Annotated in this window: 17 protein-coding genes; 14 read left to right on the top strand and 3 right to left on the bottom strand. The window is 61.5% G+C overall.

Annotation, left to right across the window (positions count from 1 at the left end; genetic code table 11):
- Window positions 1–20: 20 nt before the first annotated feature.
- The 6 genes from QRN54_RS01975 to QRN54_RS01950 are packed head-to-tail and all read left to right on the top strand — an operon-like array spanning window position 21 to window position 5,600.
- Window positions 21–1,619, top strand: coding sequence for an FAD-binding protein (locus QRN54_RS01975; RefSeq protein ID WP_064443102.1), 1,599 nt, complete (start codon window positions 21–23; stop codon window positions 1,617–1,619).
- A gap of 3 nt (window positions 1,620–1,622) precedes the next feature.
- Window positions 1,623–2,408: a 2-keto-4-pentenoate hydratase gene (locus QRN54_RS01970; RefSeq protein ID WP_042449395.1), complete on the top strand. Its 786-nt coding sequence runs from the start codon at window positions 1,623–1,625 to the stop codon at window positions 2,406–2,408.
- An 8-nt stretch (window positions 2,409–2,416) separates the two neighbouring features.
- Entirely contained in the window at window positions 2,417–3,319 is a 903-nt protein-coding gene (locus QRN54_RS01965) for an acetaldehyde dehydrogenase (acetylating) (RefSeq protein WP_047269619.1), read from the top strand.
- Entirely contained in the window at window positions 3,316–4,359 is a 1,044-nt protein-coding gene (gene dmpG, locus QRN54_RS01960; protein WP_007734084.1) for a 4-hydroxy-2-oxovalerate aldolase, read from the top strand. Before QRN54_RS01965 ends, dmpG begins: the two co-directional genes overlap by 4 nt.
- A gap of 3 nt (window positions 4,360–4,362) precedes the next feature.
- Window positions 4,363–5,115, top strand: a complete 753-nt coding sequence (locus QRN54_RS01955; protein ID WP_075832130.1) for an SDR family NAD(P)-dependent oxidoreductase — start codon at window positions 4,363–4,365, stop codon at window positions 5,113–5,115.
- Complete coding sequence (locus QRN54_RS01950) at window positions 5,112–5,600, top strand: VOC family protein (protein WP_064112422.1); 489 nt, start codon at window positions 5,112–5,114, stop codon at window positions 5,598–5,600. The genes QRN54_RS01955 and QRN54_RS01950 overlap by 4 nt, the downstream gene beginning before the upstream one ends.
- Here the strand turns inward: QRN54_RS01950 and QRN54_RS01945 are convergent.
- Window positions 5,587–7,194 (bottom strand): FAD-dependent monooxygenase, encoded by a 1,608-nt coding sequence (locus tag QRN54_RS01945; protein WP_285181545.1) that lies wholly within the window; start codon window positions 7,192–7,194, stop codon window positions 5,587–5,589. The genes QRN54_RS01950 and QRN54_RS01945 overlap by 14 nt on opposite strands.
- A gap of 140 nt (window positions 7,195–7,334) precedes the next feature.
- Here QRN54_RS01945 and QRN54_RS01940 point away from each other — a divergent pair, with 140 nt between their 5' ends.
- From QRN54_RS01940 to QRN54_RS01910, 7 genes are all read left to right on the top strand, one after another.
- Window positions 7,335–7,811 (top strand): HIT family protein, encoded by a 477-nt coding sequence (locus tag QRN54_RS01940; RefSeq protein WP_058039230.1) that lies wholly within the window; start codon window positions 7,335–7,337, stop codon window positions 7,809–7,811.
- Between the two features lie 171 nt (window positions 7,812–7,982).
- Window positions 7,983–9,158, top strand: coding sequence for an alkane 1-monooxygenase (locus QRN54_RS01935; RefSeq protein ID WP_003945652.1), 1,176 nt, complete (start codon window positions 7,983–7,985; stop codon window positions 9,156–9,158).
- Window positions 9,155–9,325 (top strand): rubredoxin, encoded by a 171-nt coding sequence (locus QRN54_RS01930; RefSeq protein WP_007734092.1) that lies wholly within the window; start codon window positions 9,155–9,157, stop codon window positions 9,323–9,325. Before QRN54_RS01935 ends, QRN54_RS01930 begins: the two co-directional genes overlap by 4 nt.
- A 30-nt stretch (window positions 9,326–9,355) precedes the next feature.
- Entirely contained in the window at window positions 9,356–9,547 is a 192-nt protein-coding gene (locus QRN54_RS01925; protein ID WP_007734094.1) for a rubredoxin, read from the top strand.
- A complete protein-coding gene (locus tag QRN54_RS01920; RefSeq protein WP_007734096.1) occupies window positions 9,547–10,803 on the top strand; it encodes an NAD(P)/FAD-dependent oxidoreductase in 1,257 nt (418 codons plus the stop codon). The genes QRN54_RS01925 and QRN54_RS01920 overlap by 1 nt, the downstream gene beginning before the upstream one ends.
- A 74-nt stretch (window positions 10,804–10,877) precedes the next feature.
- Complete coding sequence (locus tag QRN54_RS01915; protein WP_007734097.1) at window positions 10,878–11,504, top strand: TetR/AcrR family transcriptional regulator; 627 nt, start codon at window positions 10,878–10,880, stop codon at window positions 11,502–11,504.
- A 197-nt stretch (window positions 11,505–11,701) separates the two neighbouring features.
- Window positions 11,702–12,535, top strand: coding sequence for a hypothetical protein (locus QRN54_RS01910; RefSeq protein WP_003945441.1), 834 nt, complete (start codon window positions 11,702–11,704; stop codon window positions 12,533–12,535).
- A 70-nt stretch (window positions 12,536–12,605) separates the two neighbouring features.
- Here QRN54_RS01910 and QRN54_RS01905 read toward each other — a convergent pair whose 3' ends face one another.
- A complete protein-coding gene (locus QRN54_RS01905; protein WP_003945499.1) occupies window positions 12,606–12,977 on the bottom strand; it encodes a hypothetical protein in 372 nt (123 codons plus the stop codon).
- A 2-nt stretch (window positions 12,978–12,979) separates the two neighbouring features.
- Complete coding sequence (locus tag QRN54_RS01900; RefSeq protein ID WP_003945847.1) at window positions 12,980–14,140, bottom strand: 3-ketosteroid-9-alpha-monooxygenase, oxygenase component; 1,161 nt, start codon at window positions 14,138–14,140, stop codon at window positions 12,980–12,982.
- A 195-nt stretch (window positions 14,141–14,335) separates the two neighbouring features.
- Here QRN54_RS01900 and hsaA point away from each other — a divergent pair, with 195 nt between their 5' ends.
- Window positions 14,336–15,511, top strand: coding sequence for a 3-hydroxy-9,10-secoandrosta-1,3,5(10)-triene-9,17-dione monooxygenase oxygenase subunit (gene hsaA / locus QRN54_RS01895; protein WP_039973406.1), 1,176 nt, complete (start codon window positions 14,336–14,338; stop codon window positions 15,509–15,511).
- Window positions 15,512–15,513: the final 2 nt, after the last annotated feature.

Below are 15,513 nucleotides of genomic sequence, written 5' to 3'. Positions count from 1 at the left end.
GAGATTGAGGATGGTGCGGTGTGACCTGGGATACTTCGGTTGACGTCCTTGTGGTCGGGTTCGGTGTGGCGGGCGCCAGTGCGGCGCTCGAAGCTGTAGCGGCCGGTTCGTCGGTTTTGGCAATCGACCGAGCACTCGGTGGTGGTGCCAGCACGATTTCCGGAGGAATCTACTACGCCGGCGGCGGCACCGTGATTCAAAAGGAAGCCGGTGTCGAGGACAGTCCCGAAGCCATGCTCGCCTACCTGAACCGCGAGGTCGGTGACGCGGTGACGCCGCAGACTCTGCGCCGGTTCGTCGACGAGAGCCCGGCGTCGATCGACTGGCTGCGCAGTCACGGCGTGCCGTTCGAGGCCTCACTCTGTCCGTACAAGACGTCGTACCCGAGCAACAAGCACTACCTCTACTTCTCGGGTAGCGAATCGGCCGGCGGGTTCCGTGACATCGCAAAACCTGCTCCGCGTGGTCATCGCGCCAAGGGGCGTGGCACGTCGGGAAAGATGCTGTACGGCCCGCTCGCGAAGTCCGCGGAGGCGAAGGGCGTCCAGTTGCTCGGCCAGACGCGAGCGGACCGGCTGATCATCGAGGACGGCCGGGTGATCGGCGTCGAAGCACTGACGCTGCGTGACGCACCCGCCGGAGTTCGTCGCCGTCACGCGACGCTCGGGTCCTTGTCCTCCAAGCCCGGCGTCTACGCACCGCAGTTGCGCACGATTCTCGACGCACTGATCGCGAAGATCGAGAAGAAGCACGCCAAGCGGATTCGTATCCAGGCACGCGGCGGCGTGATCCTCAGCGCCGGCGGCTTCGTGTCCAATCGCGAGATGATGCGTACCCATGCTCCCGCCTACAAGGGCGGTATCCCGCTCGGCACCTCCGGGGACGACGGCAAAGGCATCAACCTCGGTGTCGAAGCCGGGGGAGCCACCGACAAGCTCGGCAATGTGTCCGCCTGGCGATTCATCGTCCCGCCGAGTGCTTTTCTCGGTTCCATTTTGGTGGGTGAATCCGGTGCGCGAATCGTCGACGAGTCCCGTTACGGTGCCGCTCTCGGTCAGGCGATGGCGGAGAAGAGCAGCGGAATCGGTTGGCTGCTGGCAGATTCCGAACTCGTTCGCGAAGCGAAATCGCAGATAAGTGACCAGTCGATGTGGTTCCAGCGGGTACAGACCACCGGAATGATGCGTACTGCATTGCGTGGCAACACCATTGCCGAGGTCGCCCGCAAAGCGGGGATAGACGTCGCCGGCCTTCAAGCCACCGTCGACGCGCACAACTCCGCTGCCGCTGCCGGACAACCTGATCCGATGGGTAAACCGTCGGACTTCGTCAGGCCGATACTGTCTGCGCCGTTCACGATGTACGACGTCTCGATCAAGCCCAACATGATGAATCCGTGCCCGATGCTCACGCTCGGTGGATTGGTGGTCGACGAATCGTCCGGCATGGTGAAAAACGAGGCCGGGGAGGGTATCCCTGGTCTGTACGCCGCCGGCCGTACCGCGGTCGGTATCTGTTCCAACTCGTATGTGAGCGGCTTGTCGCTCGCCGACTGCGTATTCTCCGGACGACGAGCCGGTCAGCACGCAGCCGCATTCTCCACAGTCGGAAAGGCCTGAACGATGCTCTCGACGCAGATCCGTGGCGAACTTGCCGACCATCTTGATTCGGCGGAACGGGATCGCGCTCCGATCAGCCCGCTGATCGCCACGTATCCGGACATCGACGTCGTCGACGCCTACGAGATCCAGCTCATCAACATCAGGCGTCGTGTTGCCGGTGGCGCAAAGGTAGTCGGACACAAGGTCGGACTCTCGTCACTGGCGATGCAGCAGATGATGGGCGTCGACGAGCCAGATTACGGTCACCTGCTCGCCGAGATGGAAGAGTTCGAGAACCGTCCGGTCGACACGTCGCGCTTCTGCTTCCCCCGCGTCGAGGTGGAGGTCGCCTTCATTCTGGGAGCAGATCTGCCGGGCGCCGGGTGCACCGAACAAGACGTCATCGACGCCACTGTCGCCTATGCGCCGTCCATCGAGTTGATCGACAGCCGGATCAAGGACTGGAAGATCGGCCTCTCGGACACCATCGCGGACAACGCGTCCTCCGCCGGGTTCATTCTCGGCAAGGAACGAGTTCGCCCGTCGGACATCGACATCAAGGCGATCGACGCGGTGCTGACCTGCAACGGGGAGCGGATTGCGGAGGGGCGCAGCGATGCGGTTCTCGGTAACCCGGTCACCGCTGTCGCGTGGTTGGCGCAGAAGGTCGACACGTTCGGAGTTCGGCTCAAGGCCGGCGACATCGTTCTGCCGGGTTCGTGCACGCGAGCGATCGACGCTCATCCAGGCGACAACTTCCGAGCCGAGTTCAGCGGCCTCGGTTCCGTCTCTCTTCAGTTCACGTAGGAGTAGTCATGACCAAGGCAAGTGTGGCGATCGTCGGATCGGGAAACATCAGTACCGATCTGTTGTACAAACTGCAGCGTTCCGAGTGGCTCGAACCGCGATGGATGATCGGAATCGATCCCGAGAGTGAAGGATTGGCGCGCGCCCGCAAGATGGGACTCGAGACCTCCGCCGAGGGCGTCGACTGGTTGCTCAGCCAGGCGGAGAAACCGGACCTGGTCTTCGAGGCGACGTCGGCATACGTGCACCGCGAGGCAGCACCACGCTACGAGGCCGCCGGTATCCGTGCCGTCGACCTGACTCCGGCCGCGGTCGGCCCGGCTGTGGTTCCGCCCGCGAACCTGCGTGAGCACCTGGACGCACCCAACGTCAACATGATCACTTGCGGTGGGCAGGCAACCATTCCGATCGTCTACGCGGTGTCGCGTGTCGTCGACGTGGCGTACGCCGAGATCGTCGCCTCCGTTGCATCATTGTCCGCCGGCCCGGGAACTCGCGCGAACATCGATGAGTTCACCAAGACCACCAGCCGCGGTATCGAGACCATCGGCGGCGCACAGCGCGGCAAGGCGATCATCATCCTCAATCCCGCGGACCCGCCGATGATCATGCGCGACACAATCTTCTGCGCTATCCCCGAAGACGCCGATCAGGCCGCGATCACCGACTCCATTCACCGCGTCGTCAAGGACATCCAGCAGTACGTGCCCGGCTACCGGTTGCTCAACGAACCGCAGTTCGACAAACCGAGCGTCGTTTCCGGTGGCTATGCAACGGTCACCACGTTCGTCGAGGTCGAAGGCGCAGGCGATTTCCTACCGCCGTACGCGGGCAACCTCGACATCATGACGGCAGCAGCCACCAAGGTGGGCGAGGAAATCGCCCAGAAGCTTCTGAGTGTGAAGGCATGAGCGACATGATTCATTTCGATTCGAGCTGGGACATCCGCGTCACCGACACGTCGCTGCGCGACGGCTCCCACCACAAGCGTCATCAGTTCACCGTCGACGAAGTACGAGCCATCGTCGGTGCCCTCGACGGAGCCGGAGTGCCGGTCATCGAGGTCACTCACGGCGACGGTCTCGGCGGATCCTCCTTCAACTACGGCTTCTCGAAGACTCCCGAGCAGGAACTGATCAAAGCTGCCGTCGAAACGGCGACCAACGCGAAGATCGCCTTCCTGATGCTGCCCGGGTTGGGCATCAAGGACGACATCGTCATCGCACAGGACAACGGTGCGTCCATCTGCCGCATTGCAACTCACTGCACCGAGGCAGACGTATCCATCCAGCACTTCGGCCTCGCGCGTGAGCGTGGACTCGAAACAGTCGGATTCCTCATGATGGCTCACTCGATTCCGCCGGAGAAGCTGGCCAAGCAGGCTCGCATCATGGCCGACGCGGGTTGCCAGTGTGTGTACGTGGTCGACTCGGCCGGCGCGCTGGTACTCGAGCAGGTATCCGATCGCGTCGAGGCGCTGGTTCAGGAACTCGGCAACGACGCTCAGGTCGGCTTCCACGGCCACGAGAACCTGGGCCTGGGCGTCGCCAATTCCATTGCGGCAGTTCGTGCGGGAGCCAAGCAGATCGACGGTAGTACCCGTCGGTTCGGTGCCGGCGCCGGCAACGCCCCGGTCGAGGCGTTTGTCGGTGTTTGCGACAAGATCGGCGTCAAGACCGGTATCGACTTCTTCGCCATCGCCGATGCAGCCGAAGATGTTGTGCGCCCGGCAATGCCGCAGGAATGCCTGCTCGATCGTCAAGCACTGATGATGGGCTACGCCGGCGTGTACTCGAGCTTCCTCAAGCATGCCGAGCGTCAGGCCGAGCGGTACGGAGTGTCGTCCGCGGAGCTGTTGGTGCGCGCAGGTAAGCGCAAGTTGGTCGGCGGACAGGAAGATCAGTTGATCGACATCGCGCTGGAACTCCAGCGCGAAGCAGCGGCTTCCTAGGTCATGGCAGACGTACTGGCCGGAAAAGTGGCCTTGGTGACCGGCGCGTCCTCAGGGTTGGGGCGCGCCGTCACCGAGATTCTCCACCGCAGGGGCGCACAGGTTTTCGGTATCGCCCGCGACAAGGAAAAGCTGCGACAGTCGATGGTCGAGGTGGTCGGCGCGGATGGAGAGCGTCGTTTCGCGGCGACGGACGTCTCGGATTCCGCTCAGTGTGATGCGGCCGTGCAGGCGTGCGTCGACGAACTCGGTGGTATCGACATCCTCGTCAACGTGGCGGGATCGCACTCGCTTCGTCATACGGCGGATATTGCGGATTCCGAATGGGCACATGACCTTGCGGTCAATCTGAACGGACCGTTCTTCCTTTCCCGAGCAGCACTGCCGCACTTGCTGGAACGGGGCGGCAACATCGTCAACGTCTCCTCGATCGCGGGGCTGGAAGGGCAGGCGTACTCGGCTGGATACTGTGCTGCCAAGCACGGACTCATCGGACTGACCCGAGCGATGGCGATGGAGTTCACCGGAAAGTCTCTGCGTGTCAACGCAATCTGCCCCGGCGGCATGATGACTCCTCAAGTCACCGGATTCACCTTCCCCGACGGAGTCGACTTCGACCTCGTCATGAAGGTTGCCTCGCCGCGTGGCTTGATGGAAGCCGAGGACGTTGCGAAGATGGTGGCTTTCGTTGCCTCCGACGACGCCGCGGCGATACACGGGGCCGTCTACTCGGTGGACAACGGAAAAATGGCATGACCCCGTTGGTCTCGGGACCGATCTTCCAGATCTGCTGGGTGGTCGAGGACATCGAGGCCGCCGAACAGGAGTTCACTCGGCAGTGGGGAGTGGAGCGATGGCTACGTATGCCAGACATCGCCTTTGGTCCCGAGACCACAACGTATCGAGGTGAGCCCGCGGACTATGTCGTGCACGTGTCGATCGGATATGCGGGCAGCCAACAGCTCGAGTTGATCCAACCAGTGTCCGGACGCAACCTGTACACGGAGTTCCTGGAGACTCACGGCGTCGGAGTTCATCACATGGCTTGGGTTCCCGACGATTACGAGGCGACGTTGCTCGAGGCCGAGCGTCGCGGAATGTCGGTGGTGCAACAAGGTCGGGTAGAGGGCGCCGGCATGGAGTTCTCCTACCTCGATGCCGGGCCGTTGGGTGGATACGTCGAGTTGATGAAGCTCTCGCCCGAGATTCGGTTGATGTTCGCTTCGCTCATTCCTGATTGACGGCAAACACTTTCGTGAAGTAATCGGAAACGTTCTCCGGGTGACCACGGAATCCGAGGTAGCCGTCGGGGCGAATGACCAGCGCCGCCGTACCTTCGACCCCATACGCGGCGCACAGTTGCGAGGCGTTGTCCTCGATGATCGGCACCAGCGAGTCGACGGTCACGGTTCCCGGTGGCACTATCGCGTAGACGTCCAGCAAGCCGTGCGCTGATCGAATTGCGGCGTCGGCGACCTTCTCCAAGCTGTTGATGCTCTCCGCGGATCCGTCCGAAGTCAGCAGCAACGTGTGGTCGACTCCGGACAGCAAGTCGAACAACCGAATTGGATACTGCACACCGTCTCGGCGCATTCCGCGTGCATCGGGTGCACGCTCGCCCGGTTGAACGTGTGGACTCGAAGAATTACGCCCGGTGTTCAGCGGACTCTCCGAGTAGTCGATCAACAATTGAGCCTGGCGCCGCATTGCCGTGTCGATGGAGGACTCTCCCGAACCGATTCCTTCTCGAGCATTTCGGACCGTCATCCCGACGACTTCTTCACCGACCGGCCGCCTTTCGGCGTCGTAGGTCTCGAGAAGATCCGCTTTCGCAACACCTTTGACGGCGAGCGCTATCTTCCACGCAAGATTGTGGGCGTCCTGGATCCCGGTGTTCATGCCCTGCGCGCCAGTCGGGGGATGGATGTGCGCGGCGTCGCCGGCGACAAAAACCCGTCCGCGGCTGTAAGCGTCGACGATGCGGTGGCTGATGCGGAAGACCGAGGACCATCGCAGCATCGAGGCGGTTGTCGGTTCTGGGGACAGTCTGTCGAGCACGGCCTGGATGTGATGGAGTTCAGGTGTCTTGCCGGTTGAAAAACCGTGTTGTACAGCGGCTTTGTTCGACGATTCGTCCGGCATCAACTCGTCCGGAACGAGCATCGACATGCGGTACCGCTTGTGTCCGGGAAGTGGGATGCAGACGAGTAGGTCGTCGGTGGTTCCGTCGTCGGCGGTGTGGTTGGCGCGGACGGAGTAGCCGCTGGGTATCGACCAGTCGACTTCGACGTCGCCGAGCATGTAGCTCTCGGCAAACGCGCCGCCCTCGAAGCTCAGGCCCAGCCCTTTGCGGACCACGCTGTGCGCGCCGTCGGAACCCACCAGGTACCGGGCTGTCACAGTGCTGCCGTCGCTGAGGGTGCAGGTGACGGCGTCGTCGGACTGTTCGAATGCGGTGAGGCCGACTCCGCGTTCGACGGTTGTTCCCAACTCGGTGAGGCGCTCGGTGAGGATGCGCTCCGTCGAGTACTGAGGCAGGCAGAGAAACCAGTAAGGAATGTCGTCGGGGAGGGTGAGGTCGACGCGGCCGACCTCGACGCCGTTCGTGTACATGATCTGACCGCGCATCAATGTCGAGGCGTCGAGTGCCTGGCGGAGCACCCCCATGTTCTCGAAGAGTTCGAGAGTGCGTGGCTGAATCCCGACTGCTTTCGCGTATTGCCGCGGTTCGTCGAGGGGGTCGACTATTCGACAGGAGATACCGCGTCTGCGCAGCTCGATCGCGGTGGTCAATCCGATCGGGCCGGCGCCCGCTACCAATACGTCGGTATCCATGAGGACCCACTCACGTCGGGGACAGTCGGTCATTTCAGTATGGGTACGCGAACTTTTGTTTTGGGGAAATTCGCGCAGATCGGGCATTTTGGGGCTTTCCACACGGGTCGCAGACGTTGAGGTCGTGGGAAGATCGCGACGTGAAGGCAGGCGAGTTGCATCATGAGCCGCCGGGGTACCGGTGCCCGTTCTGTCGCTTCGCGCTGGGCGAGTTCGACGAGCACAACGCGTCGACCGACCTGGTTGCTCGAACCGACCACGCAATCGCTCGGATTTCCCCGAAGTGGTGGCCGGGCAACCCCGGCCACGTAGTTGTGTCGCCGATCGAGCACTTCGAGAATCTCTACACTTTGCCCACGAGCGTCGGGCACTCGGTTTTCGACCTGGTTCAGGCCGTGGCTGTTGCAATTCGTGAAGCCTACGGCTGCGACGGCGTCTCGACCCGGCAGCACAACGAACCGGCGGGCAACCAGGACGTCTGGCACCACCACGTCCACGTATTTCCGCGATACGAGGACGACCACCTGTATTCCCGGCATGGCGAGGCGGCCTACGTTCCGCCTGAGGCGCGAGCGCCTTTCGGCGCACTTTTGCGCCCTCGATTCCTTGAACGCTGATCTGCCGCCACATCCTAGTGATGTACAAATCTGCGTGTTTGTAAAACTTTTACCTCAAAAATCGTTGACAAAACGCCATCATTTGTCCACTCTCTATACATAGATGTTGTTCGTGTCGCGGATTACCGCGCAGGACGCACTCACTGATCCGAACGAGAACTGGAGAATTCGATGGCGGCGTTGGTGTACACCGAGCCAGATGGTCGGCTCGCAACTTGGAGAGACCGGAAACGCTACTTGTGGCTGCTGGCGCTGATTCCGTCATCGGCAACTTTCATCGCCGTGGGGCTTGTTACCGCCACCGGATGGAATGTCTTCTGGTGGACCGGCCCACTGATCGCGTTTGCTCTCATTCCCGTCATCGACATCCTGGCGGGTGAGGACGGGAAGAATCCGCCCGACGAGGTGATCGACGAACTCGAGAACGACCGCTTCTACCGGTGGTGCACCTACGCCTATCTGCCGCTGCAGTACACGGCCTTCTTCCTGTCCTGCTACATCTGGGCACGTTGGGATTTGAGCGTTCTCTCCAATATCGGACTCGCAGTGACGATCGGTGTGACGGCCGGAATCGGCATCAACACAGCCCACGAACTCGGGCACAAGAAGGAGAGCGTCGAGCGCTGGTTGTCCAAAATCGTTCTCGCACAAAGTGCTTACGGTCACTTCTACCTCGAGCACAACCGTGGCCACCATGTGCGAGTGTCGACTCCGGAAGATCCGGCGACCTCGCGCTTCGGTGAGACCCTCTACGGTTTCTGGCCGCGCAGCGTCGGCGGAGGATTGAAGTCGGCGTGGCATCTCGAGAAGACCCGCTTCGAGCGTTTGGGCACCACGCACTGGAGCATCAAGAACGACGTGCTCAACGCCTGGCTCATGTCGGTTGTTCTGTTCGGTGTCGCGCTTGCAGTGTTCGGGATCGGCATCGCGCCGTACCTCGTGATCCAGGCGTTCATCGGGTTTTCGCTGCTCGAAGCGATCAACTACCTCGAGCACTACGGACTCCTACGTCAGAAAACCGCAAGCGGACGGTACGAGCGATGCACGCCGGCGCACAGCTGGAACAGTGATCGCATCTGCACCAACGTCTTCCTTTATCACTTGCAGCGGCACAGCGATCATCATGCGAATCCGACACGGCGCTACCAAGCGCTTCGCAGTATGGAAGAGGCCCCTCAGCTCCCGAGCGGCTACGCCAGCATGATCATGCTCGCAACAGTCCCGCCCCTGTGGCGCAAGGTGATGGACCACCGCGTTCTCGAGCACTACCGAGGTGACATCACCCAGGTCAACATCGCGCCGAAGAAGCGGGCCAAGATCCTCGCAGCCTACGGGGTGAACGCATGAACGCCTACATCTGCCCGATCTGCGACTACACGTACACCGAATCGACAGGCGCTGCGCGAGAAGGCTTTCCGCCCGGCACGCCGTGGTCGAGTATTCCGGACGACTGGTGCTGCCCCGACTGCGGCGTCCGCGAGAAGGTCGACTTCACCCTCGTCACGCAATCCTGATCGAAATACCCACCGGTGAAAGGAAAACCGATGTCCGAGACTGCCACTGCTTACAAATTGTTCCGCTGCCTCCAGTGCGGGTTCGAATACGACGAAGCGATCGGCTGGCCCGACGACGGTATCGAGCCGGGTACTCGCTGGGACGAGATTCCCGAAGACTGGTCCTGCCCTGATTGTGGTGCCGCCAAAGTCGATTTCGAAATGGTGGAGGTGGACCGCTGATGACAGCGGTCAGCGAGCCCGACACACGCACCGTCGTGATCGTGGGCACGGGCATCGCCGGTTCCGGTGCCGCGCAGGCCCTGCGCAAGGAAGGGTTCGGCGGCAGCATCATCCTGATCGGAAGCGAACCTGAGGAGCCGTACCGCCGCCCAGCGCTGTCGAAGGAGCTACTGTCCGGGAAAGCGTCGTTCGATCGGGTTCGGTTGCGGCCGTCGACTTTCTGGAACGAGCAGGGTATCGATCTTCGGATCGGCGCAACTGTCACGAGTATCGACACAGATTCCCGCACAGTACTTTTAGCCGACGGTGACAGCATCGACTACGACGTTCTGATTCTTGCCACGGGTGGACGGTCCCGACGGTTGGCCGCGGAAGATTCCGAGCGCGTTCACTATCTTCGGGATATCGCAGACATGCGACGCTTGCAATCCCAGCTGATCGAAGGATCCTCGCTATTGGTGGTCGGCGGTGGCTTGATCGGATCGGAGGTGGCGTCAACGGCACGCGACTTGGGTTGCAGTGTGCAGGTTCTCGAAGCGCAACCGGTGCCCCTGTCCAGGCTGCTTCCACCGTCGATAGCGGAGAAGATCGCCGCGCTGCACGTCTCGGCGGGCGTCGCCTTGCAGACGGGAGTCGACCTCGAGACGCTCACGACGGGTGCCGACGGCGTCACCGCACGTGCGCGTGACGGACGCGAGTGGACAGCGGAGTTGGCCGTCGTCGCAATCGGATCCTTGCCCGATACCGATGTGGCTGCTGCTGCGGGTATTGCGGTGGACAACGGGATTTCGGTAGACCGATACCTCCGGACCTCCGTCGACAATGTGTACGCGATCGGCGATGTGGCCAACGTGCCCAACGGTTTTCTCGGCGGCATGCACCGTGGTGAGCACTGGAACACTGCGCAGGACCACGCAGTTGCAGTTGCCAAGACCATCGTCGGGAAGGAAGAACCCTTCGAATCCGTCCCTTGGAGTTGGTCGAACCAATTCGGCCGCAACATTCAAGTAGCGGGTTGGCCAGGCGCGGACGACACCGTGATTGTTCGAGGAGACTTGGACTCCTATGACTTCACTGCGATCTGCATGCGCGACGGAAATATCGTCGGTGCTGTGAGCGTGGGCCGGCCGAAGGACATTCGTGCCGTCCGAACCCTTATCGAACGCTCCCCGGACATCAGCGCCGACGTACTCGCCGATACAAACAGGGATCTGACCGAACTTGCGGCGGGTCTTGTCGCCTCACCGGTGCTCTGAGTGCACTCGTGACTTCTGTGGCTTGCGTGTCCACCGTTTTGACACCGAGCACGGGCGATGGAAATCTTCCCGATATGTCCACCGCTCGTGCCCGTGTCCCGTACCACGAGGCAGCTCGTCAACTCCTCCGTGCGTCAGCGCTCGACGCCACACGCGAACTCTTGACCGAGAAATCGTGGAACGACATCACGATGGCGCATATCGCGGAAGCTGCGGGTATGAGCCGGCAGACGTTGTACAAGGAGTTCACGTCTCGCCAGGGATTGGCGTCCGGATACCTCATCCGGTTTGTCGACGAGTTTCTCGAAGAAGTGGAACGCGAAGTAACGCTGCATCATTCGGATCCGCGTGGCGCGGTCTCGGCTGCCTTCCGTGCCTTCTTCGACGCCGGTGCCCGGGATCCGATGGTGGTCAGCATTGTCGGTCCCCGGCCGCAGCACGACCTGCTGAGTTTGGTCACCACCGACGGGACTCCGCTGCTCGAACATGCGAGCGCGAGGTTGGCCGAGATCTTCATGACCAGTTGGGCGAACGTCGACCGCATCCATGCCGAGATGTTCGGCAGCACGATAGTGCGTCTGGCGATCAGTCACGTGACGTTGTCTTTCGGTACCCCCGATCAGATCGCCGAGAACCTGGGGGAGATGTTCGGGCCGTTCCTCGATCAGGTCATCGGTTCGGGCACAGTCGAACCGAACTGAGCCGACAGGATCGATACGGTTTCCGGGCTAGGACGGAAGTTCGATCGAGCGTGATCGCCGTAGTTCTTTGGTGGGAAAAATCGTCGTTATGTGTGAATCCGCGTCTCACTTCTCGGTAGCGTGCCGGGCGTAGATCGAGGTGCGATCCACAGGGGGTGGCTCTCGTGAATTTCCGTCAACGGTGGAGGAATTCGAAGATGAAGAGCCGCAACAAATCTCGAGTGATGTCGACAGTCGCGCTAGTTGCAACATTTGTCATGGCCGGTGCAGGTGTGGCAATTGCCGACGAATCATCGTCAGGGTCTTCCGGCAGCGGATCGCTCGGTTCCTCCGGTGCGGCAGCGGTTGATCCGTTGACCTTCGACGGTTGGGGCACGTGCCCGATCGAGGATCTCGAGGTGACGACGTGCGCCAGCGTCGTAGTTCGCGGAGGGACCATGAAATTGGGCGCACTTTCGGTGCCGATCCCGGACGGAAGCCTCAAGGTTGCGGGCGGAGTGAAATACGCGACCCAGCCGGACAACAGTTTCATCGAGACGTTCGTCGCCAAGCAGGACGGGTCCAACGGGGTCTATTCCAATCCGATTTCGGTACCCGGAGGTGCTCTCGGGATCGATACTCCGCTGGGACTGACTCAGATCAGCGCGACGGTGGAATCGGTGGGAGTCCCGGATCTGAAGGTTCTCGAGCAGGAACTCACCATGCCTGTTCGATTGAAACTGTCTAATCCCTTGCTCGGTGACGATTGCTACATCGGTTCGGTTTCGAATCCGATCAACCTTCACCTGACCACAACCGGAAACCCTCCGTCGGAACCTATCGGTGAGTTCCCCGGTGCAGTGTTCCCGGCAGTCCCACATTCGGATGCGGTGTTTGCGGCGCCGGGAGCCAGCGGGTGTGGACCGCTGGGTGCGCTCAACTGGGCCGTGAATCTACGCGGGGGAGTGCCGGCGGCCAGCGGAAAGAACTCTCTCACCACGTCGAGCGACGTCTACGCGGTGGCTGCACGAAAGGTGCGACCGCCTGCCTGACGGACGCGCGGGCGCTGGAACGTAAAACGAGGGCCGACCCGTGGGTCGGCCCTCGTTCTACACAATCAGGTCAGCTGACCTCGGGATCACGCACCGTGATGGTGCCGTCCCTAACCGCGTCGGCGATGCTGTCGTGCAGTTTCGGGCATCCGTCTTTCAATGCCGACGACTGCCCGGAAGCAATTGCCTCTTTGAAGGTGTGGCAACGCAGCGCCGGGTCGGAAGTCCACTGAACGCTGGTGTGTTTGTACGTGTTCTTGCGAACCAGTACGCACGCGCCGCATGCCTTGCAGTCGACTTCCTGCAGACCCGAGTCGAGGTATTCGTGCTTGTCCTCGATCGTCTGGGCCGCGATCGCCTCGAGCCGTTCCGTTTGCCCGGCAAAGTCCGGTGCCTTGGCCCAACGAGCCCACCGTGCGTCGGTTCCGATCGAGGCGCTCACGACTAGACCTCTGCTTCCTTCTTTGCCGCTTCTGCTGCAGCTTCCTTCTCGGCCTTCTGGCGTGCGAGGTTTTCCTCGACCTCGGCGTGCCAGGCTTCGTTTGCCTTGGTGGTGTCCACCTCGAACTCGAAGCGCTGTGTCATCTTCTCGGTGACGTCGGCCTTGTCCACGTAGAACTGCTCGTACCAGCGTCGTAGCTGGTAGACGGGGCCGTCTTCTTCGCAGAGAAGGGGATTCTCGATCTTGGTCTTGTTCTTCCAGATCGCGACGTCCTGCAGGAATCCCTCGCTGATGCCCTCGGTGAACTTGCCGGCCAACTTGTCGGCCATCTCGTCGGAGACACCCGTCGGCTTCTTCACCGTCACGCCCCACTGCAGCACGAACGAGTCCGGGCTGATCGGGTAGTGGCAGTTGATCAGAACACTCTCGACCTCGTATCCGCTGTAGCTGTTCCACAGGGGATTGACCATGTACGACGGTCCGTAATACGCAGCTTCGGAGCGAAGCAGCGTGTCGCCGCCGTACTGGGAGGCCATTCCGATGTCGGGACGGCCCGTGGTGTTGAGGTACTGAGTGGCGATCTCACCTTCGAAGACGTTCTTGAAGTACGTCGGGAAGGCGTAGTGGATGTAGTAGAAGTGCGCCATGTCGACCACGTTGTCGATGATCTCGCGGCAGTTGGACCCCTCGATGACCATGGAGTTCCAGGTCCAGTCGGTCCATTCGTCGCTGTACGCGCCCTCGATACGAGGAATCACGATCTCTTCGGGCGGCGGATTGCCCTCGGGGTCGTTCCAGACGAAGAGCTGACCGTTCTGCTCGAGCGTCGTCCACGCGCGGGTGCGTGCGAGCGGAGGCACGCGGCGGGCATAAGGAATGCCGGTGCACTTGCCGTTGCCGCCCCAGCGCCAGTCGTGGAAGGGGCAGGCGATGGAATCGCCCTTGACCTCGCCTTGTGTGAGGTCACCACCCATATGACGGCAGTATCCGTCGAGAACTTTGATGTCGCCCTTGCTGTCGGCGAACACCACGAGCTTCGTACCGAAAGCCTCGATCGCGTGCGGTTTGCCGTCCTTGAAGGTCTTCAGTAGACCCAGGCAGTGCCAACCGCGGGCGAAACGAGTTTGCACCGTTCCGACGTCGATCTCGCGAATCTGCGCCATTGTGACCTCACATCCCTTCTAGCTGTTAGTAGAACACGTTATAGAACTCGATCCGGTTCCGCCAGATTTTGGGGGCACTTGTTACAGCATTGCGGCCACAAACGGGACCTTTGTCAGCGTCTCGACAGAAAAGAGAACGTGTTCTAGTCTCAAGTGTAAGTGAACCAACCGATCGAGGAAGACGGGAGCGTCGAAGTGGGTAACCATGACAGCCACGAGGTGATGCAGAGGCTCGACGCACTACTGCCGGCACTGCGCGAGCGCGCACAGGAGACCGAGGATCTGCGCCGTATCCCCGACGAGTCCATCAAGGCTCTTCAGGAAACAGGCTTCTTCCGCTTGCTGCAGCCGAAGCAGTGGGGCGGATACGAAGCCGATCCGGTGCTGTTCTACTCCGCGGTCAAGAAGATCGCCAGCGCGTGTGGTTCCACAGGGTGGGTCTCCTCGATCATCGGGGTTCACAACTGGCACCTCGCCCTCTTCTCTCAGCAGGCGCAGGAAGACGTGTGGGGCAACGACACTGACGTTCGCATCTCGTCCTCTTACGCCCCGATGGGTATGGGTGAAGTAGTCGAGGGCGGATACAAGGTCAACGGTGCGTGGGCGTGGTCTTCGGGTTGTGACCACGCCAGCTGGGCCGTTCTCGGTGGTCCGGTGTTCAAGGACGGCCGCGCAGTCGATTTCGTGAGCTACCTGATTCCTCGCGAGGACTACCAGATCGACGACGTGTGGAATGTGGTCGGTCTGCGTGGAACCGGCTCCAATACCGTTGTGGTCAAGGATGTTTTCGTTCCCAAGCATCGCGTTCTGAGCTTCCGGGCGATGAGCGAACTGACCGCCCCGGGCCTCGAGAACAACACCGCGCCGGTCTACAAGATGCCGTGGGGAACCATTCACCCCACGACGATCTCGGCACCGATCGTCGGAATGGCTTACGGAGCTTACGAAGCGCACGTCGAGCACCAGGGCAAGCGTGTGCGCGCTGCCTTCGCCGGCGAGAAGTCGAAGGACGATCCGTTTGCCAAGGTGCGCATCGCCGAGGCGTCCAGCGACATCGACGCCGCGTGGCGTCAGCTCTCCGGCAACGTCGCCGACGAGTACGCGTTGATCCTTGCGGGCGAAGAGGTTCCGATGGAACTGCGGCTGCGCGCTCGACGTGACCAGGTGCGCGCCACGGGCCGCGCGATCGCCTCGATCGACAAGCTCTTCGAGAACTCCGGCGCCACGGCGCTGCAGAACGGCACTCCTATCCAGCGTTTCTGGCGCGATGCTCACGCTGGTCGCGTCCACGCCGCCAACGATCCCGAACGCGCCTACGTCATGTTCGGAACCGGCGAATTCGGTCTGCCGATCACCGACACGATGGTCTAGAG

This window comes from Rhodococcus sp. MEB032 (genome assembly GCF_030208925.1).
GTDB classification, from domain to species: domain Bacteria; phylum Actinomycetota; class Actinomycetes; order Mycobacteriales; family Mycobacteriaceae; genus Rhodococcus_F; species Rhodococcus_F qingshengii.
The sequence above is the reverse complement of the archived record's forward strand: the minus strand, read 5'-3'. Positions and strand labels throughout refer to the sequence as shown.

Bases quoted from the DNA above. Each gene is read 5' to 3' on its own strand.
- QRN54_RS01945 (WP_285181545.1), bottom strand. From the start codon at position 7,194: ATGGATACCGACGTATTGGTAGCGGGCGCCGGCCCGATCGGATTGACC.
- QRN54_RS01910 (WP_003945441.1), top strand. From the start codon at position 11,702: ATGAAGAGCCGCAACAAATCTCGAGTGATGTCGACAGTCGCGCTAGTT.
- QRN54_RS01970 (WP_042449395.1), top strand. From the start codon at position 1,623: ATGCTCTCGACGCAGATCCGTGGCGAACTTGCCGACCATCTTGATTCG.
- QRN54_RS01925 (WP_007734094.1), top strand. From the start codon at position 9,356: ATGTCCGAGACTGCCACTGCTTACAAATTGTTCCGCTGCCTCCAGTGC.
- QRN54_RS01965 (WP_047269619.1), top strand. From the start codon at position 2,417: ATGACCAAGGCAAGTGTGGCGATCGTCGGATCGGGAAACATCAGTACC.
- QRN54_RS01920 (WP_007734096.1), top strand. From the start codon at position 9,547: ATGACAGCGGTCAGCGAGCCCGACACACGCACCGTCGTGATCGTGGGC.
- dmpG (WP_007734084.1), top strand. From the start codon at position 3,316: ATGAGCGACATGATTCATTTCGATTCGAGCTGGGACATCCGCGTCACC.
- QRN54_RS01950 (WP_064112422.1), top strand. From the start codon at position 5,112: ATGACCCCGTTGGTCTCGGGACCGATCTTCCAGATCTGCTGGGTGGTC.
- QRN54_RS01930 (WP_007734092.1), top strand. From the start codon at position 9,155: ATGAACGCCTACATCTGCCCGATCTGCGACTACACGTACACCGAATCG.
- QRN54_RS01955 (WP_075832130.1), top strand. From the start codon at position 4,363: ATGGCAGACGTACTGGCCGGAAAAGTGGCCTTGGTGACCGGCGCGTCC.
- QRN54_RS01900 (WP_003945847.1), bottom strand. From the start codon at position 14,140: ATGGCGCAGATTCGCGAGATCGACGTCGGAACGGTGCAAACTCGTTTC.
- QRN54_RS01935 (WP_003945652.1), top strand. From the start codon at position 7,983: ATGGCGGCGTTGGTGTACACCGAGCCAGATGGTCGGCTCGCAACTTGG.
- QRN54_RS01915 (WP_007734097.1), top strand. From the start codon at position 10,878: ATGTCCACCGCTCGTGCCCGTGTCCCGTACCACGAGGCAGCTCGTCAA.